The sequence below is a fragment of the Aneurinibacillus sp. Ricciae_BoGa-3 genome, assembly GCF_028421645.1.
Lineage (GTDB): Bacteria > Bacillota > Bacilli > Aneurinibacillales > Aneurinibacillaceae > Aneurinibacillus_B.
The window spans coordinates 3068269-3088681 of sequence record NZ_CP116887.1 but is presented as its reverse complement, the minus strand read 5'-3'; the positions used below and the strand labels follow the sequence as shown (position 1 = coordinate 3088681).

At 45.8% G+C, this 20413-nt stretch carries 18 protein-coding genes and 2 pseudogenes; all 20 read left to right on the top strand.

Going from position 1 to position 20413, the window contains the following annotated elements; genetic code table 11:
- Positions 1-47 precede the first annotated feature (47 nt).
- The 20 genes and pseudogenes from PP175_RS15615 to PP175_RS15525 all read left to right on the top strand — a co-directional run bounded on the left by PP175_RS15615 (position 48) and on the right by PP175_RS15525 (position 20408).
- Positions 48-2156 carry a polyribonucleotide nucleotidyltransferase gene (locus PP175_RS15615; RefSeq protein ID WP_272439253.1) on the top strand — a complete coding sequence of 703 codons (2109 nt, stop codon included), beginning with the start codon at positions 48-50 and terminating at the stop codon, positions 2154-2156.
- 442 nt (positions 2157-2598) lie between these two features.
- A complete protein-coding gene (locus PP175_RS15610) occupies positions 2599-3543 on the top strand; it encodes a polysaccharide deacetylase family protein (protein ID WP_272439252.1) in 945 nt (314 codons plus the stop codon).
- A gap of 162 nt (positions 3544-3705) precedes the next feature.
- Positions 3706-4962 carry a M16 family metallopeptidase gene (locus PP175_RS15605; RefSeq protein ID WP_272439251.1) on the top strand — a complete coding sequence of 419 codons (1257 nt, stop codon included), beginning with the start codon at positions 3706-3708 and terminating at the stop codon, positions 4960-4962.
- Positions 4955-5404 carry a dUTP diphosphatase gene (dut, locus tag PP175_RS15600; RefSeq protein ID WP_272439250.1) on the top strand — a complete coding sequence of 150 codons (450 nt, stop codon included), beginning with the start codon at positions 4955-4957 and terminating at the stop codon, positions 5402-5404. Before PP175_RS15605 ends, dut begins: the two co-directional genes overlap by 8 nt.
- Before the next feature lie 11 nt (positions 5405-5415).
- Positions 5416-5586, top strand: a complete 171-nt coding sequence (locus PP175_RS15595) for an aspartyl-phosphate phosphatase Spo0E family protein (RefSeq protein WP_272439249.1) — start codon at positions 5416-5418, stop codon at positions 5584-5586.
- A gap of 80 nt (positions 5587-5666) precedes the next feature.
- Positions 5667-5921 carry a YlmC/YmxH family sporulation protein gene (locus PP175_RS15590; protein WP_272439248.1) on the top strand — a complete coding sequence of 85 codons (255 nt, stop codon included), beginning with the start codon at positions 5667-5669 and terminating at the stop codon, positions 5919-5921.
- A 169-nt stretch (positions 5922-6090) separates the two neighbouring features.
- Positions 6091-6989: pseudogene (dpsA, locus tag PP175_RS15585) on the top strand (dipicolinate synthase subunit DpsA).
- Positions 6986-7585, top strand: a complete 600-nt coding sequence (locus tag PP175_RS15580) for a dipicolinate synthase subunit B (protein ID WP_272439247.1) — start codon at positions 6986-6988, stop codon at positions 7583-7585. Before dpsA ends, PP175_RS15580 begins: the two are co-directional and overlap by 4 nt.
- Before the next feature lie 78 nt (positions 7586-7663).
- On the top strand, positions 7664-8716 hold the full coding sequence (locus tag PP175_RS15575) for an aspartate-semialdehyde dehydrogenase (RefSeq protein ID WP_272439246.1): 1053 nt from the start codon (positions 7664-7666) through the stop codon (positions 8714-8716).
- Positions 8717-8725: 9 nt separating this feature from the next.
- Positions 8726-9952, top strand: a complete 1227-nt coding sequence (gene dapG / locus PP175_RS15570) for an aspartate kinase (protein ID WP_272439245.1) — start codon at positions 8726-8728, stop codon at positions 9950-9952.
- Positions 9953-9963: 11 nt separating this feature from the next.
- Entirely contained in the window at positions 9964-10830 is an 867-nt protein-coding gene (gene dapA / locus PP175_RS15565; RefSeq protein ID WP_272439244.1) for a 4-hydroxy-tetrahydrodipicolinate synthase, read from the top strand.
- 296 nt (positions 10831-11126) lie between these two features.
- A complete protein-coding gene (locus PP175_RS15560) occupies positions 11127-12791 on the top strand; it encodes a ribonuclease J (RefSeq protein ID WP_272439243.1) in 1665 nt (554 codons plus the stop codon).
- Positions 12792-13135: 344 nt separating this feature from the next.
- A pseudogene (locus PP175_RS30035) lies at positions 13136-13354 on the top strand (transposase); the annotation flags it as partial.
- Between the two features lie 210 nt (positions 13355-13564).
- Positions 13565-13954, top strand: coding sequence for an aspartate 1-decarboxylase (panD, locus tag PP175_RS15555; protein ID WP_272439242.1), 390 nt, complete (start codon positions 13565-13567; stop codon positions 13952-13954).
- A 406-nt stretch (positions 13955-14360) separates the two neighbouring features.
- Entirely contained in the window at positions 14361-16124 is a 1764-nt protein-coding gene (locus PP175_RS15550; RefSeq protein WP_272439241.1) for a methyl-accepting chemotaxis protein, read from the top strand.
- A gap of 220 nt (positions 16125-16344) precedes the next feature.
- Entirely contained in the window at positions 16345-16788 is a 444-nt protein-coding gene (locus PP175_RS15545) for a hypothetical protein (RefSeq protein WP_272439240.1), read from the top strand.
- A 71-nt stretch (positions 16789-16859) separates the two neighbouring features.
- The gene (locus tag PP175_RS15540; RefSeq protein WP_272439239.1) at positions 16860-17165 is read left to right on the top strand and encodes a hypothetical protein; all 306 of its coding nucleotides are present in this window, start codon (positions 16860-16862) and stop codon (positions 17163-17165) included.
- 476 nt (positions 17166-17641) lie between these two features.
- On the top strand, positions 17642-18628 hold the full coding sequence (locus tag PP175_RS15535; protein WP_272439238.1) for an aldo/keto reductase: 987 nt from the start codon (positions 17642-17644) through the stop codon (positions 18626-18628).
- A 435-nt stretch (positions 18629-19063) separates the two neighbouring features.
- Entirely contained in the window at positions 19064-19843 is a 780-nt protein-coding gene (pdaA, locus tag PP175_RS15530) for a delta-lactam-biosynthetic de-N-acetylase (RefSeq protein ID WP_272439237.1), read from the top strand.
- 130 nt (positions 19844-19973) lie between these two features.
- Entirely contained in the window at positions 19974-20408 is a 435-nt protein-coding gene (locus PP175_RS15525; protein WP_272439236.1) for a Dps family protein, read from the top strand.
- The last annotated feature ends 5 nt before the right edge of the window (positions 20409-20413 follow it).

Sequence of the window (20413 nt, the reverse complement as noted above, 5' to 3'; positions counted from 1 at the left end):
ATGACGAAATAACTTTTGTTAAGCTACGAGAGGAGGCACCACATTTAATGGATGTCAAAGTATTTGAATTTGAATTTGCCGGGCGTAAAATGTCGATTGAATACGGCAAATTGGCTAAACAGGCGAACGCTGCCGTTATGGTTCGATATGGCGAATCGGCTGTGCTAAGTGCCGTAACCGCATCAAAAAAACCGTCTCCCCTGGATTTTTTTCCGCTTACAGTTAATTATGAAGAAAAATTATATGCTGTAGGCAAAATTCCGGGTGGTTTTATTAAACGCGAAGGCAGGCCAAGTGAAAAGGCAATTCTGGCAAGCCGACTGATTGACCGTCCTATCCGCCCGCTATTTCCAGAAGGATTCCGCAATGAAGTCCAGGTTGTAAACACCGTTATGTCTGTGGATCAGGATTGCTCTACGGAAATTGCGGCTATGATCGGTACGTCTGCTGCACTCAGCATTTCCGATATCCCGTTTAACGGTCCAATTGCAGGCTGCATTGTTGGACGGGTGGATGGCAAAATCGTGGTAAATCCCACAGTCGAACAAATGGAAAAAAGCGATATCCATTTAATTGTTGCAGGTACATACGATGCCATCAACATGGTTGAAGCCGGTGCGAAAGAAGCAACGGAAGAAGCCATGCTCGAAGCGCTGATGGCCGGGCACGATGAAATCCGCAAAGTTGTAAAAGAAATTGAAAAAATTGCCCAGGAAGTGGGCAAAGAGAAAATGGAAGTTGACCTGCATAAAGTCGAAGAGGAAATTGACCGGGCCGTGCGGGATTATGCATTCAATCGTCTGGTTGAAGCCGTCCGCATTGAAGAGAAGCAGGCTCGCTATGATGCCATTGATGAGATCAATGAAGAAACACTCACTCATTTTGCGGAGATCTATCCAGAACAGGCAAGTGCAATTGATGAAGTGCTTCATATGATCGTCAAAGACGAAGTTCGCCGCCTTATCACAGTTGATAAAGTCCGTCCAGATGGGCGTGGCCTCGATGAAATCCGCCCCATCAGCTGTGAAGTTGGCCTATTGCCTCGCACGCATGGCTCCGGCCTTTTTACGCGTGGACAAACTCAGGTACTTAGCATTTGTACACTAGGTGCACTCGGCGACGTACAGATTCTCGACGGGCTTGGCCTTGAAGAATCGAAGCGCTTTATGCATCACTACAACTTTCCGCCGTATAGCGTAGGGGAAGCACGCCCGCTTCGCGCACCTGGACGCCGCGAAATCGGCCACGGGGCACTTGGTGAGCGCGCACTTGAGCCGGTGATTCCGGGTGAAGATGTCTTCCCTTACACAATTCGCCTTGTATCTGAAGTGCTTGAGTCAAACGGTTCGAGTTCACAGGCAAGTATTTGTGGCAGTACTATGGCGCTTATGCAGGCTGGTGTACCAATTAAAGCACCGGTTGCGGGTATCGCCATGGGACTTGTTAAAGAGGGCGATCACTACACCATTCTAACCGATATTCAGGGGATGGAAGATCACCTCGGCGATATGGACTTTAAAGTAGCAGGAACGAGAGAAGGTATTACGGCTCTACAAATGGATATTAAGATTGAAGGGATTAACCGTCAAATTCTCGAAGAAGCGTTGACCCAAGCACGCGCGGGACGCCTGTTTATTCTCGATAAAATGGCGGAAGCGATTGCTGAACCAAACAAAGATCTATCGGAATTTGCACCAAAAATCCTTACCATGCGCATTAATCCTGACAAAATTCGTGATGTGATTGGGCCAAGCGGCCGCATTATCAATAAAATCATTGAAGAAACCGGGGTTAAAATCGATATTGAACAGGATGGGCGCGTTTATATTGCTTCAGTCAGCAGCGAAATGAACCAAAAAGCCAAAAAAATCATCGAAGATCTTATTCGTGAGGTTGAAGTTGGACAAACATACCTGGGCACTGTGAAGCGCATTGAGAAATTCGGTGCTTTCGTTGAACTGTTCCCTGGTAAAGATGGCCTGGTCCACATCTCCCAACTTGCTGAAGAACGCGTTGGCAAAGTAGAAGATGTAGTCAATATCGGTGACCAGCTGATGGTACGCGTTACAGAAATCGACAATCAAGGGCGGGTTAATCTGTCCCACAAAGTCATTCTTAAAGAACAAAAAAAGCAAGAAGAAGCGAAAAGCGAATAAAAACCAACAGATAGCGATTGTTGACGAAAGTCAGTCGCTATTTTTTGTTATCTAAGTAAGAAAAAGGGGACCGATAGTTTCCTTTGTCTTTTGTAATATCGAAGGTTTATGTGCTTCACAGTGTTAAGGTGTCCTGAGTGATTTTTTTAAAGGGACCTCTGGTCCCAAACATCCGAGAAAAACATCGCGAGGCACATGTCCGCACCTTTCTTTCCCCCTGTGGAGCGTGTGGAACAGAGGGCGAAAAAGACCGGCAACTGTCTCCATCATTGGGTTACCCAAAAATTTTGCCGGTCCGACCGTCGTTCCACAAAGCGGCCGTAAAAACTTCTATGAGGGGAAAGGAGAGAGCGGCATGGCCCGCGATGTTTTTCTACATAGATGGAGACAGGCCTGCATAAGCTGATACAAACAGGATCAGGATGTGAGGTGTGGATCAAAGATGAAACGGTTGGGGATCATGCTGGCAGTTTGCATCATTCTTTATTTCGTAACTGTATCTGAACCGGTATCACAATTTATAAATTCACGGAGGCTGGCACCGGTCAGCGCAGGGAATGTAGGGCAATGGCAACAGCTATTGGAAAATGCCAAACGTTCCAGTATAGCTCCAATAAATGCACGCATGGATCCGATATGGAAGGCGATTCCCGGCTACAATGGTTTGACGGTTGATGAGGCTGCAACACTTGCTAATATGCGACAGGCAGGCAAATGGGATCAGAAAAAAATCGTGTACAAGGAGACGCCCCCCTCTATACAGCTTGAACAACTGGATATAGCGCCTGTTTATCGCGGTAATCCTGAAAAACCAATGGTCTCCTTCATGATTAACGTTGCCTGGGGAAATGAGTACCTGCCCAAAATTTTAAGGACGCTTGCGCAGGCGAATGTAAAAGCCACATTTTTTCTTGATGGCAGTTGGACCAAGAAGTATCCGGAGGAAGCGAACAAAATTGTGCAGGCAGGCCACGAAATTGGCAGTCACGCCTACTCGCATCCCAATATGAGCAAGATCTCCAACGCACGAATCGAAGACGAGATCACCCGAACGAACGCGGTGATCCAGGAAGCCACCGGTATAACCCCAACGCTGTTTGCTCCACCGTCAGGTGATTTTGATGATCGGGTGGTAGAAGCAGCTGCACGCTATCAGATGAAAACCATTCTCTGGACTGCGGATACCGTAGACTGGCGAAAACCATCATCTGAACAGTGGTTCCGCACGGTTGCACCAAAGATTGGCAACGGGGTGTTGATTTTAATGCACCCGACGGAATCCACAGCAGATACGCTACCCAGATTAATTGAATACATAAGAGCCAAGAAGCTATCGATTGGAATTGTGAGCGAAACGCTCTCTTCTAAGCGGGTCACTGTTGAGTGAGCCGCTTCTATTTGCTATAATTATTATTTGGTAGACAGGAAAGTAAACTTTCCTATCCACATAAGGGTAACCAAGGTATACAGCCTTTGCCTTCGGCTTGACGTTAACCAAGTTTTTTCATATGATTTTATTTTATGCGGAATATTGGAGGAGGAAGTTTACGTGATTGAAAAATACACCCTTGCTAATGGGGTGCGTGTTATCATTGAAAAAATCCCAACTGTTCGTTCTGTCGCTCTGGGCATCTGGGTTGGAACCGGATCGACGTTTGAAAGCCCCGCAATAAACGGCATATCCCATTTTATTGAACATATGCTTTTTAAGGGTACCGAGACACGTTCTGCCAAGGAAATAGCGGAAGCTTTTGACCAAATTGGCGGCCATGTAAACGCGTTTACATCTAAAGAATATACGTGCTACTATGCGCGTGTGCTGGATGAACATACCCCGGTTGCTCTCGACATACTTGCGGATATGTATTTTCATTCCACTTTCGATGAGCAGGAAATGGCCAAAGAAAAAAATGTGGTCATTGAAGAGATTAAGATGTACGATGACACGCCGGATGATCTGGTTCATGACTTGATTTCATCAGCTTCATATCCTAACCATCCGCTTGGATACAGCATTTTGGGTACAGAAGAAGTTTTAAACAACCTGAAGAGATCTGATCTTGAACGTTACATAGATTCCAGGTATACTCCCGAGAATACGGTTGTAACAGTAGCCGGGAACATCCCCAATGGGCTGCTTGATCAGATTAAACGTTATTTCGGCAGTTATTCGCGTGGAGGTTCAGCAACAGAGGACAAGCAAAGCCCTATTTTTGTTCCTGGAACGCTTAGCAAAACGAAGGAAACTGAGCAGGCCCATTTGTGCCTGTCCTTTCCAGGATACGAAGTTGGTCACCCCGATATTTATTCTTTAATTCTCATGAACAATATCCTGGGCGGAAGCATGAGTTCACGTTTATTTCAAGAAGTAAGGGAAGAAAGAGGACTTGCTTACTCTGTGTTCTCCTACCATTCCGCTTATAAAGACACTGGCACGTTTACCTTGTATACAGGAACAGCCACTAAGCAGCTGGAAGAAGTGTATGAAGTGATGCTAAACACGGTGGCGGCCCTGCGTGACAAAGGGATTTCGGAAGATGAATTAAAAAAGGGAAAAGAGCAGCTTAAAGGCAGCCTGATGCTGAGTCTGGAAAGCACGAGCAGCCGGATGAACAGGCTCGGTAAAAATGAGCTTCTGCTTGGACGGCATCTGGAATTGGATGAAGTGATCAAGCAAGTTGAGGCAGTATCGCTGCATACGGTTCGCCAGGTTGCGGATTATATTTTCCGCAAGCCTATGGCCATGGCTCTAGTCAGTCCGCTTGAAAGCATTCCGACCTATATGAGGAGCGATATACTTGTCTGATATTAACGTATTAATCCGGATTTTACCTGGAAACGAAGACATAGGATTGCCAGTTAAGATGACAGAACTTGCAAGCGGTTTTGATTTGTGCGCCGCCCTCACGGATCCGCTTATTCTTCAACCTGGGGAGAGGGCGCTGATTCCGGCGGGTTTCGCTCTGGCAATGCCTCCAAATCTCGAAGCCCAGGTTCGGCCTAGAAGTGGCCTCGCCTTCAAAAAAGGGATTACCACCCTGAATTCGCCCGGTACCATTGACGCAGATTATAGGGGGGAAGTTGGTGTCATTTTAATCAACCATGGCACTGAATCGTTCGAAGTAAGACGCGGGGACAGAATTGCACAGTTAGTTTTCCAGACTGTGCCACAAATTTCACTTAAGCAAGTGCCTTCACTTGATCACACGGAACGCGGCAGCGGGGGGTTCGGCCATACCGGGTTTTAGGAGGGGTGGACATGAAAGGCAATGAACGTGCGGAAGTTGAGGATAGGATGGAGCACATGCGGCAACGGCTTCATCTTCTCGTAAACAACAATACCTTTTCGTTAGATGAGCCCGAAATACTTTCGTTAAGCACAACGCTTGATTCAATCATTCTTGAATTCATGAATTTCGATAAGAAATGATCGTGGCCCGTCCGGGCGGCGGTCTTTTTTTATTTTACAGGGAATAAAGCTAGTTTATAGAATAAAGGAGGGGATTGTTCATGCGGTTTAGTGAATTTGGTGGAAAAGAAATTATCGACTTAAACAATGGCGAGCGAATTGGGAATGTTGGTCAGACGGATATGGTGATAGATTCTGATTCGGGGGAGATTCAAGCAATTGTTCTGCCTACGGGCAGCCTGCTTGGGCTGGGAAGAAAAAAGGAAGAGGTAATTGTCCCATGGGAGTCCATCCGAAAAATCGGCAGTGAGATGATTATCATTGAAACTACGCAAAAAACCAAGGTCCTGAAATAAACGGATCAAACAGTCAGTCCGCATCAGGCAACTGTCACCATAGGTATATGCAGCGAATACGATGGAGGTAGTAACGCAACGAATTCCGGGAAACAAGTAAAACAACAACCTTTTTAACACTTTAATTGACCACAGATTTGCAGTAAAATGGTTTGAAAGGGGTTATTAAATGCTAACGGGAATTCATGCTGCCTTCATCGGTGGGGATGCCCGCCAGCTCGAAGTCATAAAAAAATTTATTGAGCTTGACGCCAGCATAACGCTCATTGGGTTTGACAATTTAGAGAGTAATTTTACAGGAGCTATTAAACGTCTGCTCTCTTCTGAAGTTCTGCGCGATGTAGATGCGTTGATTTTGCCTGTTGTCGGCTCTGACGACCAGGGTTATGTAGAAAGTATTTTTTGTTCCAAACCGATTAAGCTGGCGGCGGAACATCTGGCGGCTTTACCCCCCACTGCTGTATATACACTGGAATTGCACGCAGTTTCCTGAAAAATATGGCGGCTAATCATCAATTAGGACTCGAAGAGCTGATGAACCGAGATGATGTCGCCATCTACAATTCAATTCCAACGGTGGAAGGCGCGCTGATGATGGCGATCCAGAACACCGAAATTACGATTCATAATTCAAATTGCGTGGTTCTCGGCCTTGGCCGGGTTGGCATGTCAATGGTCAGGGCTTTGTCCTCATTGGGCGCTAAAGTTAGTGCTGGTGCCCGTGCGTCCGCGGATCTGGCCAGGATCTATGAGATGGGCGTTAATCCATTTCCGATTCAGGAGTTGGGCCGCATAATTGTGGATGCGGATATTATCTTTAATACAATACCTGCTCCCGTTCTGACCGCAAACATACTAGCTAATATGAAACATAAAGCCCTTATTATTGATCTGGCTTCTAAACCCGGAGGAACAGATTTCCGTTACGCGGAAAAAAGAGGAATTAAAGCAATACTTGCTCCTAGCTTACCCGGAATCGTTGCGCCGAAAACGGCGGGACAGATTATGGCCAACACACTGTCTCGTCTCGTTTTCGAACAAACGGAAAGCAGGAGGAAACCGAAGTGAACTTAATAGGCAAAACTATTGGGATTGGATTGACGGGGTCGCATTGCACCTTTGCGGAGGTTATGCCCGAAATTAAAAGGCTGGTTGATGCCGGAGCAAATGTCATTCCGATTATAAGCCATACGGTGGCATCCACAGATACACGCTTCGGAAAGTCCGAGGATTGGCAGCAGCAGCTGTTAGACATAACGGGCAACGCTATTATTTCATCAATACCGGAGGCAGAACCACTCGGACCTTCTAAAAAACTGGATGTTATGGTCATTGCGCCTTGCACTGGAACGTCGCTTAGCAAGCTTGCGAATGCGATGACGGACAGCCCGGTTCTGATGGCGGCGAAAGCTACGATGCGAAATCTTCGCCCCGTTGTGCTCGCCATCTCCACGAATGATGGGCTGGGGCTTAACGCGGCCAATATCGCAAAAGTGGCAGCAGCCAAGAATATTTTCCTTGTCCCATATGGGCAGGATGCACCTGAGAAAAAACCGAACTCTCTAGTTGCCCGCATGGAATTGATTCAGGACACATGTGAAGCAGCGCTGGAAGGCAAACAGCTTCAGCCTATGCTGGTAGAAAAATTTCGATACATGCAGTAGACAGTTCTGTATAATAAAATAAAACATAGATTCAACGCAGGTCAATTTCTGCGCCATTGTTGAAGGAGTGTGGGAAAAATGGAGAAAAATACAGGTTACCATGTAGCAGTAGTTGGAGCCACAGGAGCAGTAGGGGAACAAATGCTTAAGATGCTGGAAGATAGGCAATTCCCACTTAAATCGTTGAAAGTTCTGGCATCCGCCCGATCTGCTGGCCAGAAAGTTACCTTCCGCGGTGAAGAATTGACAGTGGAAGAAGCGACGCCCGACGCTTTTGAAGGGGTACAGATAGCTCTCTTTAGTGCGGGCGGAAGCGTTAGTAAAAAACTAGCGCCTGAAGCTGCAAAGCGCGGTGCCGTATGCATTGACAATACAAGTGCTTTCCGGATGGATCCGGAAGTTCCGCTGGTTGTGCCAGAAGTAAACCCGGAAGCCATGAAGCAGCATAAAGGCATTATCGCCAATCCGAACTGTTCTACGATTCAAATGGTTGCAGCCCTGCAGCCCCTGCGTGAAAAATATGGTATGGAGCGGATTATTGTCTCCACCTACCAGGCTGTTTCAGGTGCGGGCGCCAAAGCGATTCAAGAACTGGAAGATCAGACTCGTGCTGTAATCAATGGAGAAGAAGTAAAAAAAGAAATAATGCCAGTTGGCTCGCTTCCTAAACACCACCAGATCGCTTTCAATGCGATTCCCCAAATCGATGTTTTCCTTGAGAACGGGTTCACGAATGAAGAAATGAAGATGACCCGGGAAACAAAGAAGATTTTTGGGGATGAGAACATCGCTGTCTCCGCAACCTGTGTCCGCATACCGGTTGTCAAAGGCCACTCTGAGGCGGTTTATGTTGAATTCCAAAATGATTTTGAGATAGATGAAGTGCGTTCTTTGCTGGAACAGGCGCCGGGAGTTGTCGTGGTCGACAATCCGCAGGAGCAGGAATACCCGCTCGCTCTGGATGCGGCGGATAAAATTGAAGTATTTGTGGGCCGTCTGCGCCGTGACCTAGATCACCCGCGAGGCCTGCATTTGTGGATTGTTTCTGATAACCTGCTTAAAGGTGCTGCATGGAATGCCGTACAAATTGCTGAGGAGCTAGTGAAGAGCGGTCTAATTGAGGAGAAATGAGAAGCAAAAATGAAAATATTAGTGCAAAAATTTGGTGGTTCGTCTTTAACTAACATAGAAAAGCGAGAACAAGCCATCTATCATATTGTACGTGCAATTGAGCAAGGTTATAGCGTCTGTGTCGTTGTATCCGCAATGGGCCGCAAAGGCGACCCTTATGCCACCGATACGCTGCTTGATTTAATAAAAGAGAATGGCAATGCGCTTGCAGCAAGGGAGACAGATATGCTGCTCTCCTGTGGCGAAATTATTTCTGCCGCAACCCTGTCCAGCATGCTCAATGCCCGCGGAATGAAAACGGCTGTGCTAACCGGGGGCCAGGCAGGCATCTTAACAAACGATGATCACATGAATGCCCAGATCGCTACCATTAATCCTAAGCGAATTATACGGGAGCTGGAGCGGGGGAAGATTGTTATCGTCACAGGTTTCCAGGGACGGACGACAGAATGGGATACGACAACGCTTGGCCGGGGGGGAAGCGATACATCTGCCACAGCCCTGGGCGTTGCTTTAAAAGCGGAAATGGTGGATATCTTCACCGATGTCAACGGAATCATGACCGCGGATCCGCGTATAGTGGAAGAGGCGCGTCCGCTATCCGCCATTACGTACTCTGAAATCTGTAACATGGCATACCAGGGCGCGAAGGTGCTTCATCCGCGCGCTGTAGAAATTGCCATGCAAACCAACATTCCGATACGCGTGCGCTCCACCTTCTCAGATGATGAAGGAACGCTCGTAACAAGCGTAACGGAAGCTGGCCGTGTTGCCGGAGAAGTGCATGATAGGCTTATTACTGCGATTGCCCATGTGTCTAACCTGACGCAAATTAAGGTACTGGCAAAAGAGGGGCAGTATGACCTGCAGATGCAGGTGTTTAAAGCGATGGCAGCCAACGGGATCAGTGTGGATTTTATAAACGTAAACCTTCTTGGCGTGGTCTACACCGTGCATGATGAGCTGGCGGATAAAGCTGTGGCGATTCTGCAGGACATGGGCTATAAGCCAATTCTTACTCGGCGCTGTGCCAAGGTTTCCACCATTGGGGCGGGTATGCAGGGTGTACCCGGCGTAATGGCGCGCATAGTAGAGGCTTTAACGAAAGATGACATTCAGATCCTTCAGTCAGCCGACTCGCATACTACAATATGGGTGCTGGTTAAAGAAGAGGATATGGTGCGGGCCGTGCGGGCCCTCCATAGAACGTTTGATCTGGATAAGGTTCAATATTGAGGAGGATAAACGTGGCTAGATTCGGAAGATTATTAACAGCGATGGTTACACCATTGGATGATGAATTAAAAGTGGATAGCGCAAAAACAGAGGCGCTTGTGGAGCATTTAATTTCAACTGGCACTACCGCCCTTGTTGTCGGGGGCACGACTGGGGAATCTCCAACCCTTACATCACAGGAGAAACTTGACCTGTTTAGTCATGTTGTAAACATCGTAAAGGGGCGGATTCCTGTCATTGCCGGAACAGGCAGCAATAATACGCAGGCCTCCATTGAACTCACGAGCAAGGCGGTGAAGACAGGCGTGGACGGTATCATGCTGGTCGTGCCTTACTACAACAAACCTTCACAGGAAGGCCTTTACCAGCATTTTAAAACGATTGCGGAGACCACGGATCTCCCGGTTATGCTGTATAATATTCCTGGACGCTCGGTTATCAACATGACAGCCGACACGGTTGTGCGGCTGGCCCAAGACGTGAAGAACATTGTCGCGATCAAGGAAGCGAGCAGTGACTTAAGCCAGATGTCTTTTATCATCGACCGAACACCGGATGACTTTGTGCTCTATTCAGGTGATGATAAAATGACGTTGCCGTGTATGTCCATCGGTGGAGCAGGTGTGGTGAGTGTGGCCAGCCATGTGATCGGCCGTGAAATGACAGCCATGATTGAAGCGTTTGTAAGCGGGGAAGTGGTGAAGGCAAGTGCACTGCACCGCCAGCTTCTGCCTGTATTCGAGGGGCTGTTTATTGCAGCCAATCCGACACCGGTGAAAGCAGCCCTTGCACTTAAGGGCATTGACACAGGCGGCGTTCGCCTTCCGTTAGTCAAGCTCACTGAAGCGGAGCAAGCATACGTAGAGGCGCTTTTTTAATAAAAAATTTCAGAGTGAAGAGACTTATCCCTAGTTATAATGGGTAAAAGAGTAGTGAGATGATCACTGCTCTTTTTTTTGGATTGCTTGTTGTAACAGGCAGCTATTTAACGAATAAATGGCTAGTGTTTTATACAGATGGGTACATAATGCGCCGAAAAATAGGAAACAGTATGAAGGATGCACTTGTTTTTCCATGAAATTATCATGTATAATACTAACAAGTGACTGGAGCGGTTTAATATAGTTTTGTTTGATGTATTGTAACTACAACTGAATAAACAGGAGGTATAAATTTGTCTAAACTCAACCAGAAAGCTTTGTCAATTTTCGCTCTGGGCGGCGTGGGCGAAATTGGCAAAAACATGTACGTAATTCAATATGCGGATGACATCGTGGTAGTCGATGCAGGGTTAAAGTTTCCGGAAGAGGAAATGCTCGGTATTGATATTGTTATTCCGGATATTACGTACTTAGAAGAGAACAGAGAGAAAGTCCGTGGTATTCTTATTACACACGGACATGAAGATCACATCGGTGGTCTCTCTTACGTACTGCGCAGGCTGAATGTCCCTGTCTACGCCACTAAACTCACGCTAGGCCTTATTGAAGGGAAGCTGAAAGAAGCCGGTATACTAGGCGATTCGAAGCTCAACCTTATCGATAACAAGTCGGAAGTACAATTAGGCTGCTTTACAGCGAGCTTCTTTAAAACCAACCATAGCATTCCGGATACGGTAGGTGTATCCATCGAGACTCCAGAAGGGACTGTGGTACACACCGGAGACTTTAAATTTGACCAGACGCCGGTAAATAACCAGGTAGCTGATTTTGCCAAAATGGCTAAAATCGGGGAAAATGGGGTACTCGCCCTTCTTTCAGATAGCACAAATGCAGAGCGCCCGGGTTATACCGGATCTGAACGCCAGGTCGGCGAAGCGATTGAAGAACGGTTCCACAAGGCTAAAGGCCGCATTATCGTTGCGACATTCGCCTCCAACATCCATCGCATTCAGCAGGTTATAGACGCTGCCGCACTCTATAACCGCAAAGTAACCGTTGTTGGACGGTCAATGGTAAATGTGGTTAACGTGAGCATGGAACTGGGCTATCTAAACGTTCCGGAGGGCATGTTAATTGAACCGGAAGAAATCAATAAACTTCCAGCCGAACGCGTGGTTATTCTTTCAACGGGAAGCCAGGGAGAACCGATGTCTGCTCTTACGCGAATGGCTCGTTCCGCGCACCGTAAAGTAGACATATTGCCTGGGGACACCGTGCTTATCGCTGCGACCGCTATTCCAGGAAATGAAAAGTATGTGGCGCGCACGGTAGATCAGCTGTACCGAATTGGCGCCGAAGTTTTTTATGGCAGCAACATCCACGTATCAGGACACGGAAGTGCAGAAGAATTAAAATTGATGCTGAACTTAATGAAACCGAAGTATTTCATTCCTATCCACGGGGAATTTAGAATGCTTCGCCAGCATGCTATACTCGCTGAACAATGCGGGGTTCAACCCGAAAATATCTTCTTACTTGACAACGGAGATACGGTTGAAATCATGAGTGGTAAAGCCCGTTACGGCCCGAAAGTCCACGCCGGTATTGTCCTCATCGACGGACTCGGTGTTGGCGATGTCGGAAACATTGTGCTGCGTGACCGCAAGCTGCTTTCCCAGGATGGCATTCTCGTAGTTGTAGTTACATTGAGCAAACAAAATGGCTCCATTCTTTCCGGACCGGATATCATATCCCGCGGATTTGTGTATGTACGTGAATCCGAGGCGCTTCTGGAAGAAGCCAACCGCATCGTTACCCAGACACTTAATAAATGCGTTGAGGAAAATGTGAATGAATGGTCTTCTCTCAAAACCAATGTACGCGACGCACTCGGCCGGTTCCTGTATGAACAGACACGCCGCCGCCCAATGATTCTTCCCATTATCATGGAAGTCTAAGTCAAAAGCTGAATACACGAGCCGAAAATCCTTGAGATCTCGAAGGGTTTTCGGCTCTTTTTAGGTAAATGAGTGGGAATCATCCGCATTTCAATGGGGAGATGAATCACCCCTCTTTTTTTCAGACGCAAGAAGGAGCAAAGCTATACCTCCAATGCGGTCAATGGGAATATTCGCTTCCATGGTGATTTTTCTTCGCTTCAGTTGCCCAAGCTCGGTGTAGTCGCATGCAAGGGGTCTATCCATCACCTGCGTCGCATTTTTAAAAAGGGAGCCGTGATCAAAGCCGCTACGGTTCGCAGAAAAGCCGGTCGGTTTTATGCGTCTGTCCGCTTACAGATGGAACCGAGATTCCTAACCCTCGGTATTTGATCACCGCTCAAAGGAATCTGCGCACCCAACAGAAACGGCTGTCCCGTATGAGAAAAGGATCAAACCAGTACGAGCGGCAGAAAAAGAAAATCGCAAGGCTGCATGCCAAAATGGCGAACCAGCGAAAAGACTTCCAGCACAAGTGGTCGAACATAAGACCTTGGAGCTGCGGCACCGTGGGAGTTCTATAGAGAACAAGAGACCACGCCGCTTTTTGGCGGTAAGGCACGCATCGTTGAAGCATGAAAAGTTCTGCTGGTTATCTGTAATCAGGCCATACGGTCTGCCCAGCAGAAGCTCTCCATTTTAATGGAGAGTAGTTCACTGACACCTCACCCGGGAATAGAATACGGTATTAAGTACTTTATAATGCATCTGAAATTGGGGGAAGCGATACCGTTATGCAACGATTAATGTGTAAAGGAAAAATTCACAGAGCGACTGTCACAGAAGCAGATTTAAATTACGTAGGCAGCATTACAATTGATCGGACGCTTATGGAAAAGGCCGACATACTCCCTTTTGAAATGGTGCAGGTGACAAGCCTGCGAAACGCAACCAGGTGGAAAACGTACGCCATTCCCGCTAAACCGAATTCGGGTAAAATTTGTCTGAATGGCCCGCCTGCACACCTTTTCCAGCCTGGTGATCTGGTTATTATTTTAAGCCAGGGGTTGTTTAACGAAGCAGAGGTGCAAACTTTGCGTCATAAAGTTGTTTTTGTTGATGAAAAAAATCAGATTACCTCCGTAGAACAATACTCAATGAAAGATACAGTTATCCATAATTAATGTGCCAACAGAACCATCGATCAATCGATGTTTTTTTTTGTTCTTTTTTCCACAAGCAAACTAATCGGAAATAGGATAAAGTGGTGAAAAAGGCCTATTTCATGATGTATAATGAATAATTAGACGGAATAAAAAAAGGTTAGCGATAAGACAATCGCCAACCCTCAACCAAAATCCAGCCTGCTTGAAAGCAGAACCGTTATACCAAATGTATCAGATTCTTAGGCTTATATATACAGGAAAGTAATGGGCTAACGTCCAGCGTAAGTACTTTCCGTTATTGTTTGTAGTAACCGGCTAAAGGCTGGCAACTTATATCTAAATATTATAAAAAAAATGACGATATAAAACTATATACATAGTATTAATCAATGATTTATTGATAAAAGTAGAATTAGGGGGAGAAATGATGAAGGGGAAAAGAGTTGGGTTTACCATGAGATCACTGCGTACCAAAATGATCATGTTTTGTTTGCTTTTATTGGCTATTCCAAGTCTTGTAATCGGTATCATTGGTTATCAGGAGGCTAAAACCTATCTTGATGAGTCAGGAAAGATCCAATTAAAGAATGATGTGCGTTATGTGATGGCTATGATAGACACATTAAACAAACAGGTACAAGCGGGAAACACTTCATTAGCTGACGCTCAGGAACAGATTAAAGAAGTCATGTTAGGGAAAAAAGATGCAAATGGTAAACGGCCGATTAACGAACGATTTGATCTCGGTAAATATGGTTATATGTTCGTTTATGACCAGAAAGGGGTGGAACTCGCGCATCCTAGCCTTGAAGGAAAGAGCATGATAGATACTGTGTCACCAGATGGAAAACAATTTGTTACCGATTCCTTAAATGCAGCGGCTAACGGTGGCGGATATGTAACATACGAATGGAAACTTCCTGACGATCCGTCAAAAACCGCTCCAAAAATCGTCTATGCAGAACTTGATCCGAATTGGAACTGGGTGGTATGTGCGGGTTCCTACATGTCGGATTTCAATAGCGGCGCAAATTCTGTCCTCTATGTTTTTCTGATCACGCTCGGTCTGTCTTTACTAATCGGTGCCTTTCTTGTGTACTTATTTGCCGCACGTATCTCCAAGCCCATCACCGCGATTGCTGAAGGTGCAAAGCAAATGTCAGGTGGCAATCTGGCTTTCGCGGATATCGATGTAAGAAGCCGCGATGAGGTGGGGGAACTTGCCAACGATTTTAATACAATGAAAAACAGCTTAAAAGAATTAATTGTACAAGTAGGCATAAGCTCCGACCAGGTAGCGGCAGCTGCTGAAGAATTACATGCAAGTGCAGGGGAAACAAGCAAAGCGAGCGAGCATATTACTTCGGTTATTCAGGAACTTGCTGCAGGCGCAGATAAACAGGTTGAGGGAATGGAGTACAGCTCAAATTCAATCTCTGAAATGTCGGCTAGTATTGAGCTCATAGCAAAGAACACCCAGCATGTCTCGGCGAATGCCGAAAAGGCATCAGAGCAAACAGCCGAAGGAAACCAGGCAATAAAGACGACGATGGAGCAAATGCATGCCATAAGTGATACGGTGGATCAATTGACGGAAGTTGTTAAGGGGCTCGGGGAGCGTTCGGTTGAAATAGGGAAAATAACTGAAGTCATTACAAGCATAGCAAGCCAAACCAATCTACTGGCTTTAAATGCGGCCATTGAAGCGGCACGAGCAGGTGAACAGGGGAAAGGGTTTTCTGTTGTTGCGGATGAAGTTCGCAAGCTAGCCGAGCAATCGCAAGATGCGGCCAAACAAATTGTTTCGTTGATTCATCTTATTCAAGAGGAAACAGGACAAGCTGTTCAGTCAACTGAGCTTGCCACCCATGCCGTAAGTGAAGGACTCAGTGTTGCCAGGGCAGCCGGAGAATCTTTTCATGTAATTAAAGAAACGATTGATAACGTGTCTGGCGAGATTCAAGGTGTATCGGCTGCTGCCCAGCAAATTACCATAAGTACAAATCATGTGGTGAACGCGATTGAGCACATGAGGGAGGTTGCTGTAGAGGCTTCTGCAGGAAGTCAAAACGTAAGTGCGGCTACGCAGGAACAGCTAGCTTCAATGGAAGAGATTTCAGCTTCATCTACCACGTTATCTAAAATGGCAGATGAATTGCAAACGGTGATTGGAAATTTTAAAGTGTAGCTTTTTACAAGTTTAAGGATAGAGCCGGTGTTTTCTGTAAAGGGAACCATCGGCTCGTTTTGATCCCGTATAGTAAAACGAGAAACAATGTATAAATATGGAAAAATAAGCAGATAAATGTTATATGGAATAAATCAATCCACCCAGTAGAAGAGCGTAGAGGTAAAACAACGACAGAAAAATCTAACAAAAAGGAAAATGTGACGATGGGGTGTGTCTAGTGAATATTATTGCGGCTTTGTTTTCTATATTAATGCCAGGTACAGGCCAGATGTTTAACAAACAATTTATTAAAGGGGTTACCTTTATGTTTATCGAGCATTGGGATAACGTATCTGGCCATATCAATCAGGCAATATACTTAGATTTAATCGGATTTCATAAAAAATCCTGGGAAGCAATTGATTATACTTATGCCCCCTTTTATCCAGGTTTTTATGTATATGTAGTTTGGGATGCCGCGTATCGCGCCTCATCACAAGGCAGCAAGCTGTCTGCCATTATTTTTGTAATTGCGGGATTTTTGGGAGAATTCGCTACACTTTATGCCGAATTTTTGCCGTTTCCCGCCCTTACAATTGGTTTAATTATGATCATTCCCATGTTAATTGGCCTATTGTTCTCGAGACTTGCTAAGGGCGACATAAAGGAAAAAAGCGTTTAGGCAGCGCACTCTGGGGCTATCCCTATCAACTTATCCCGTTAGCACCCGTTAACTACTCGTTGGAGGCATCGTTGATCCCGGTAACCTATATGCTTGCTTATCAATGGACCGTAAACCATGAAAAAAACACCTACCTGTATTTGACAGGCCTCAGTGTTGTGCTGGCCTTTATCTTCAAACCATTGCTTGCATCCATTGGCTTCTTCCAATTGAACAGAGTAAACTTTCTTCACATTTTCGTGGCATACATGGTAATCATGCTCTTATCAATCTGGATAACCAAAGGATTTCTCTACATGCAAAAAAGCCAAGGAAAATCCACTTCTTCACGTTTCTCGTTAAGTAAGGCAGGCGGTAAAAAAGAAAAAGCAAAATAGCTTAAAATTCATCTTTATTTTTTTTATAAAAAACCCAAATGGCACTGCCAAAAACAACAAAGCATATATGCACAATTAGAGCCATCATCCATCCACTCATTCTACTCACCACATTTCTCCGTAAAATGCTATTTCGATCCTTTCGCTTGTACAACAATTAAGTATACCTAAAAGAAATAAAGATGGTAACACAAAGTACACATATAAGTGCATTAAAACGTAAAAGTTCACTTTTCTTTCAAATATATCATTATCCATCTTTTCTTATAGGGTAGTGTATGGTGCAAGTTGCAGCGGATCCTAGTCGTTTTCAATGAGTTCCATGCGCGGACGCTGGCAGGGCTCCATCGAAAAACCTTCTTAATTAGGAAAGAGAGTACATATGTTTACGGCGATCGGCTGAATCGGTATACTGGAGGGGCACGGCCTAAGCATTTCTTGTTACAACTTCCAAATCATAGAGAGGCAGGTAGAACATGCAAAAGAGAAAATTGGGTAAATCAGATCTTGAAGTGTCAGCTCTGGGACTTGGCTGCATGGGGATGTCGGATTTCTACAGCGGACAGGATGATGAGGAATCCATTCGCACGATTCATTTGGCATTGGAGCTCGGCATCAACTTCCTCGATACTGCCGATATGTATGGAGTAGGCAGGAACGAAGAGTTGGTAGGCAAAGCGATTAAAGATCGCCGGGATCAGGTTATTCTGGCGACGAAGTTTGGCAATGTGCGTGGAGAGGACGGCTCCTTTCTTGGTGTAAATGGCCGGCCTGAATATGTAAAACAGGCTTGTGAGGCAAGCCTGCGAAGACTTGGCACCGATTATATTGATTTGTATTATCAGCATAGGGTCGATCCGAATACGCCGATTGAAGAAACGATTGGCGCCATGGCAGACCTTGTGAAAGAGGGAAAAGTGCGTTATCTCGGCATGTCTGAAGCGGCCCCCGATACGATTCGCCGCGCGTATGCAGTACATCCCATTACTGCCCTGCAGACTGAGTATTCCCTGTGGAGCCGGGATGTAGAGGATGAAATTCTGCCCACGGTGCGAGACCTCGGAATTGGCTTTGTGCCGTACAGCCCGCTTGGCAGAGGATTTCTAACAGGTCAGATTCAGAAATTCGAAGATTTGGCTGAGGATGATTACCGGCGATTCTCACCGCGGTTCCAAGGGGAAAATTTCCAGAAAAATCTCGATTTAGTGAGCCGCATTCGCGATATTGCGGCCGAAAAAGGATGCCAGCCTTCTCAATTAGCTTTGGCCTGGCTGCTGGCGCAAGGCGATGACATCGTACCGATCCCGGGTACAAAAAGAAGAAAATACTTAGAAGAAAACATCGGGGCTACCCGGGTTCAATTGTCTCAGGAGGAGCTTAATCGAATCGATGAGGTAGCTCCCCGGGATGCAGCCGCTGGCGGCCGCTACCCGGAGGCAGGCATGAAAAGCGTTAATCTATAGCCTTTGTAAGAGCATATTTGCGGTCAGGCTTTACGATCCCCACTTTACAAGTGGGGATTTTTCATCGATAAAGAAATTATATGTTACTTTAAAGTGTTAAGTTAATTGTTACATCTTAAATGGGGACCGTATGGTCCCCAAAACGCTAAAGAAAAACATCGCGGGGCAATGCCGGCTCCTTTCTTTCCCCCTGTGGAGCGTCTGGAACAGAGGGCGAAAAAGACTGGCAACCTGTCTCCATCATTGAGATACCCGGATGTTTTGCCGGTCCGCCTGTCGTGACAGAAAGCGGCCGAAAAAACTTCTGCGGGAAAGGACAGAGCGGCATGTCCGCGGTGTTTATTCTTATTATCCGGCACATAACTTCATCCTTTTATAGAAAAAATATTTCTGTTAGTAGTAGCGAAAAAATTTGTTGCGGGAGTGAATCGAGGTATGAAGCGTTTGCCTTATCTTATTGCTTTTATATTGATCGTTGCGTTAGTACCCCTTTATTCAGCAGGAGCCTATCCGAATCAAGCTTTTCACTTTGGCTTTAAGAAGAGTAAAAGCGGGCAGCTCCCATCCATTGATGAAGAGGGCTTTAAAGACATTTTAGCGAAACATGGAGCCATATTTTTAGGCAACACAGCGAAAAAGGAACTGTATTTGACTTTTGATAACGGATATGAGAATGGCTATACAGAAGGAATTCTTAATGTGCTAAAGGAGAAAAAAGTTCCGGCCACCTTTTTTGTTACCGGCCACTACATTGAAGATCAACCGGAACTGTTGAAACGCATGGTAAAGGAAGGCCATATCATTGGCAACCATTCCTGGAGCCACCCGGATATGAGCCAGGTGTCTAGTGAAAAAATTAAAGAGGAACTTGACAAGGTTAAGCAAGGAATTTTCAAAGTAACAGGACAGAAGGAAGTTCGTTTCCTGCGGCCGCCCAGGGGAATATTTAGCGAGCGTATGCTTAATGTAAGCAAGCAGCTGGGGTATACGAATGTATTCTGGTCTCTCGCTTACAAAGACTGGGATACGAAAGCGCAGAGAGGCTGGCAATATGCATACGAAAGCTTTATGTCACAGCTTCACCCGGGAGCGGTGATCCTGCTTCATTCGGTTTCGAAGGATAATGCAGAAGCCCTTGGGAAAATCATTGATGACGCCCGCAAAAAGGGGTATGAGTTTAAAAGCCTGACTCAGATGAGTGCAAAGCAGCCATAAATGCGAATGGATGCAGTGAAAAAGCTTAAAGCTCTGTGTAATATAACAGTTTCACCGTTTTCAACTGACATAAACAGGGTAAGATTAATAAGTATGAATTACACGATAAAAGCTAGGGAGGATAACACAAATGGCAGAAATATCTGACTCACTAAATAAGCAGATCGCCAATTGGACGGTACTGTATGTAAAAATACACAACTACCATTGGTATGTAAAAGGCGACCAGTTTTTCACGCTCCATACAAAATTTGAGGAATTCTATAATGAAGCGTCCCTACATATTGACGAGCTGGCAGAACGTCTGCTTGCTCTTAAAGGGTCGCCTGTTGCGACGATGAAAGGCTGTCTTGAATTGGCATCTATAGAGGAAGCGAACGGCCAGGAAGATGCGCAGCAAATGGTGCAAACCCTTGTTAAAGATTTTGAGAAAATCATTGGGGAAGTCAAAGAGGGGATGCAGCTGGCGAGCCAAAGCAATGATGAAACAACGGCAGATATGCTGTTAGCCATCCACTCTTCGCTTGAGAAACATGTATGGATGCTCACATCATTTCTTGGCTAAAAACT

Coding starts and splice junctions, on each gene's coding strand:
- PP175_RS15615 (WP_272439253.1), top strand. CDS start 48: ATGGATGTCAAAGTATTTGAATTTGAATTTGCCGGGCGTAAAATGTCG.
- PP175_RS15610 (WP_272439252.1), top strand. CDS start 2,599: ATGAAACGGTTGGGGATCATGCTGGCAGTTTGCATCATTCTTTATTTC.
- PP175_RS15595 (WP_272439249.1), top strand. CDS start 5,416: ATGAAAGGCAATGAACGTGCGGAAGTTGAGGATAGGATGGAGCACATG.
- PP175_RS15590 (WP_272439248.1), top strand. CDS start 5,667: ATGCGGTTTAGTGAATTTGGTGGAAAAGAAATTATCGACTTAAACAAT.
- PP175_RS15575 (WP_272439246.1), top strand. CDS start 7,664: ATGGAGAAAAATACAGGTTACCATGTAGCAGTAGTTGGAGCCACAGGA.
- dapG (WP_272439245.1), top strand. CDS start 8,726: ATGAAAATATTAGTGCAAAAATTTGGTGGTTCGTCTTTAACTAACATA.
- panD (WP_272439242.1), top strand. CDS start 13,565: ATGCAACGATTAATGTGTAAAGGAAAAATTCACAGAGCGACTGTCACA.
- PP175_RS15550 (WP_272439241.1), top strand. CDS start 14,361: ATGATGAAGGGGAAAAGAGTTGGGTTTACCATGAGATCACTGCGTACC.
- PP175_RS15535 (WP_272439238.1), top strand. CDS start 17,642: ATGCAAAAGAGAAAATTGGGTAAATCAGATCTTGAAGTGTCAGCTCTG.
- pdaA (WP_272439237.1), top strand. CDS start 19,064: ATGAAGCGTTTGCCTTATCTTATTGCTTTTATATTGATCGTTGCGTTA.
- PP175_RS15525 (WP_272439236.1), top strand. CDS start 19,974: ATGGCAGAAATATCTGACTCACTAAATAAGCAGATCGCCAATTGGACG.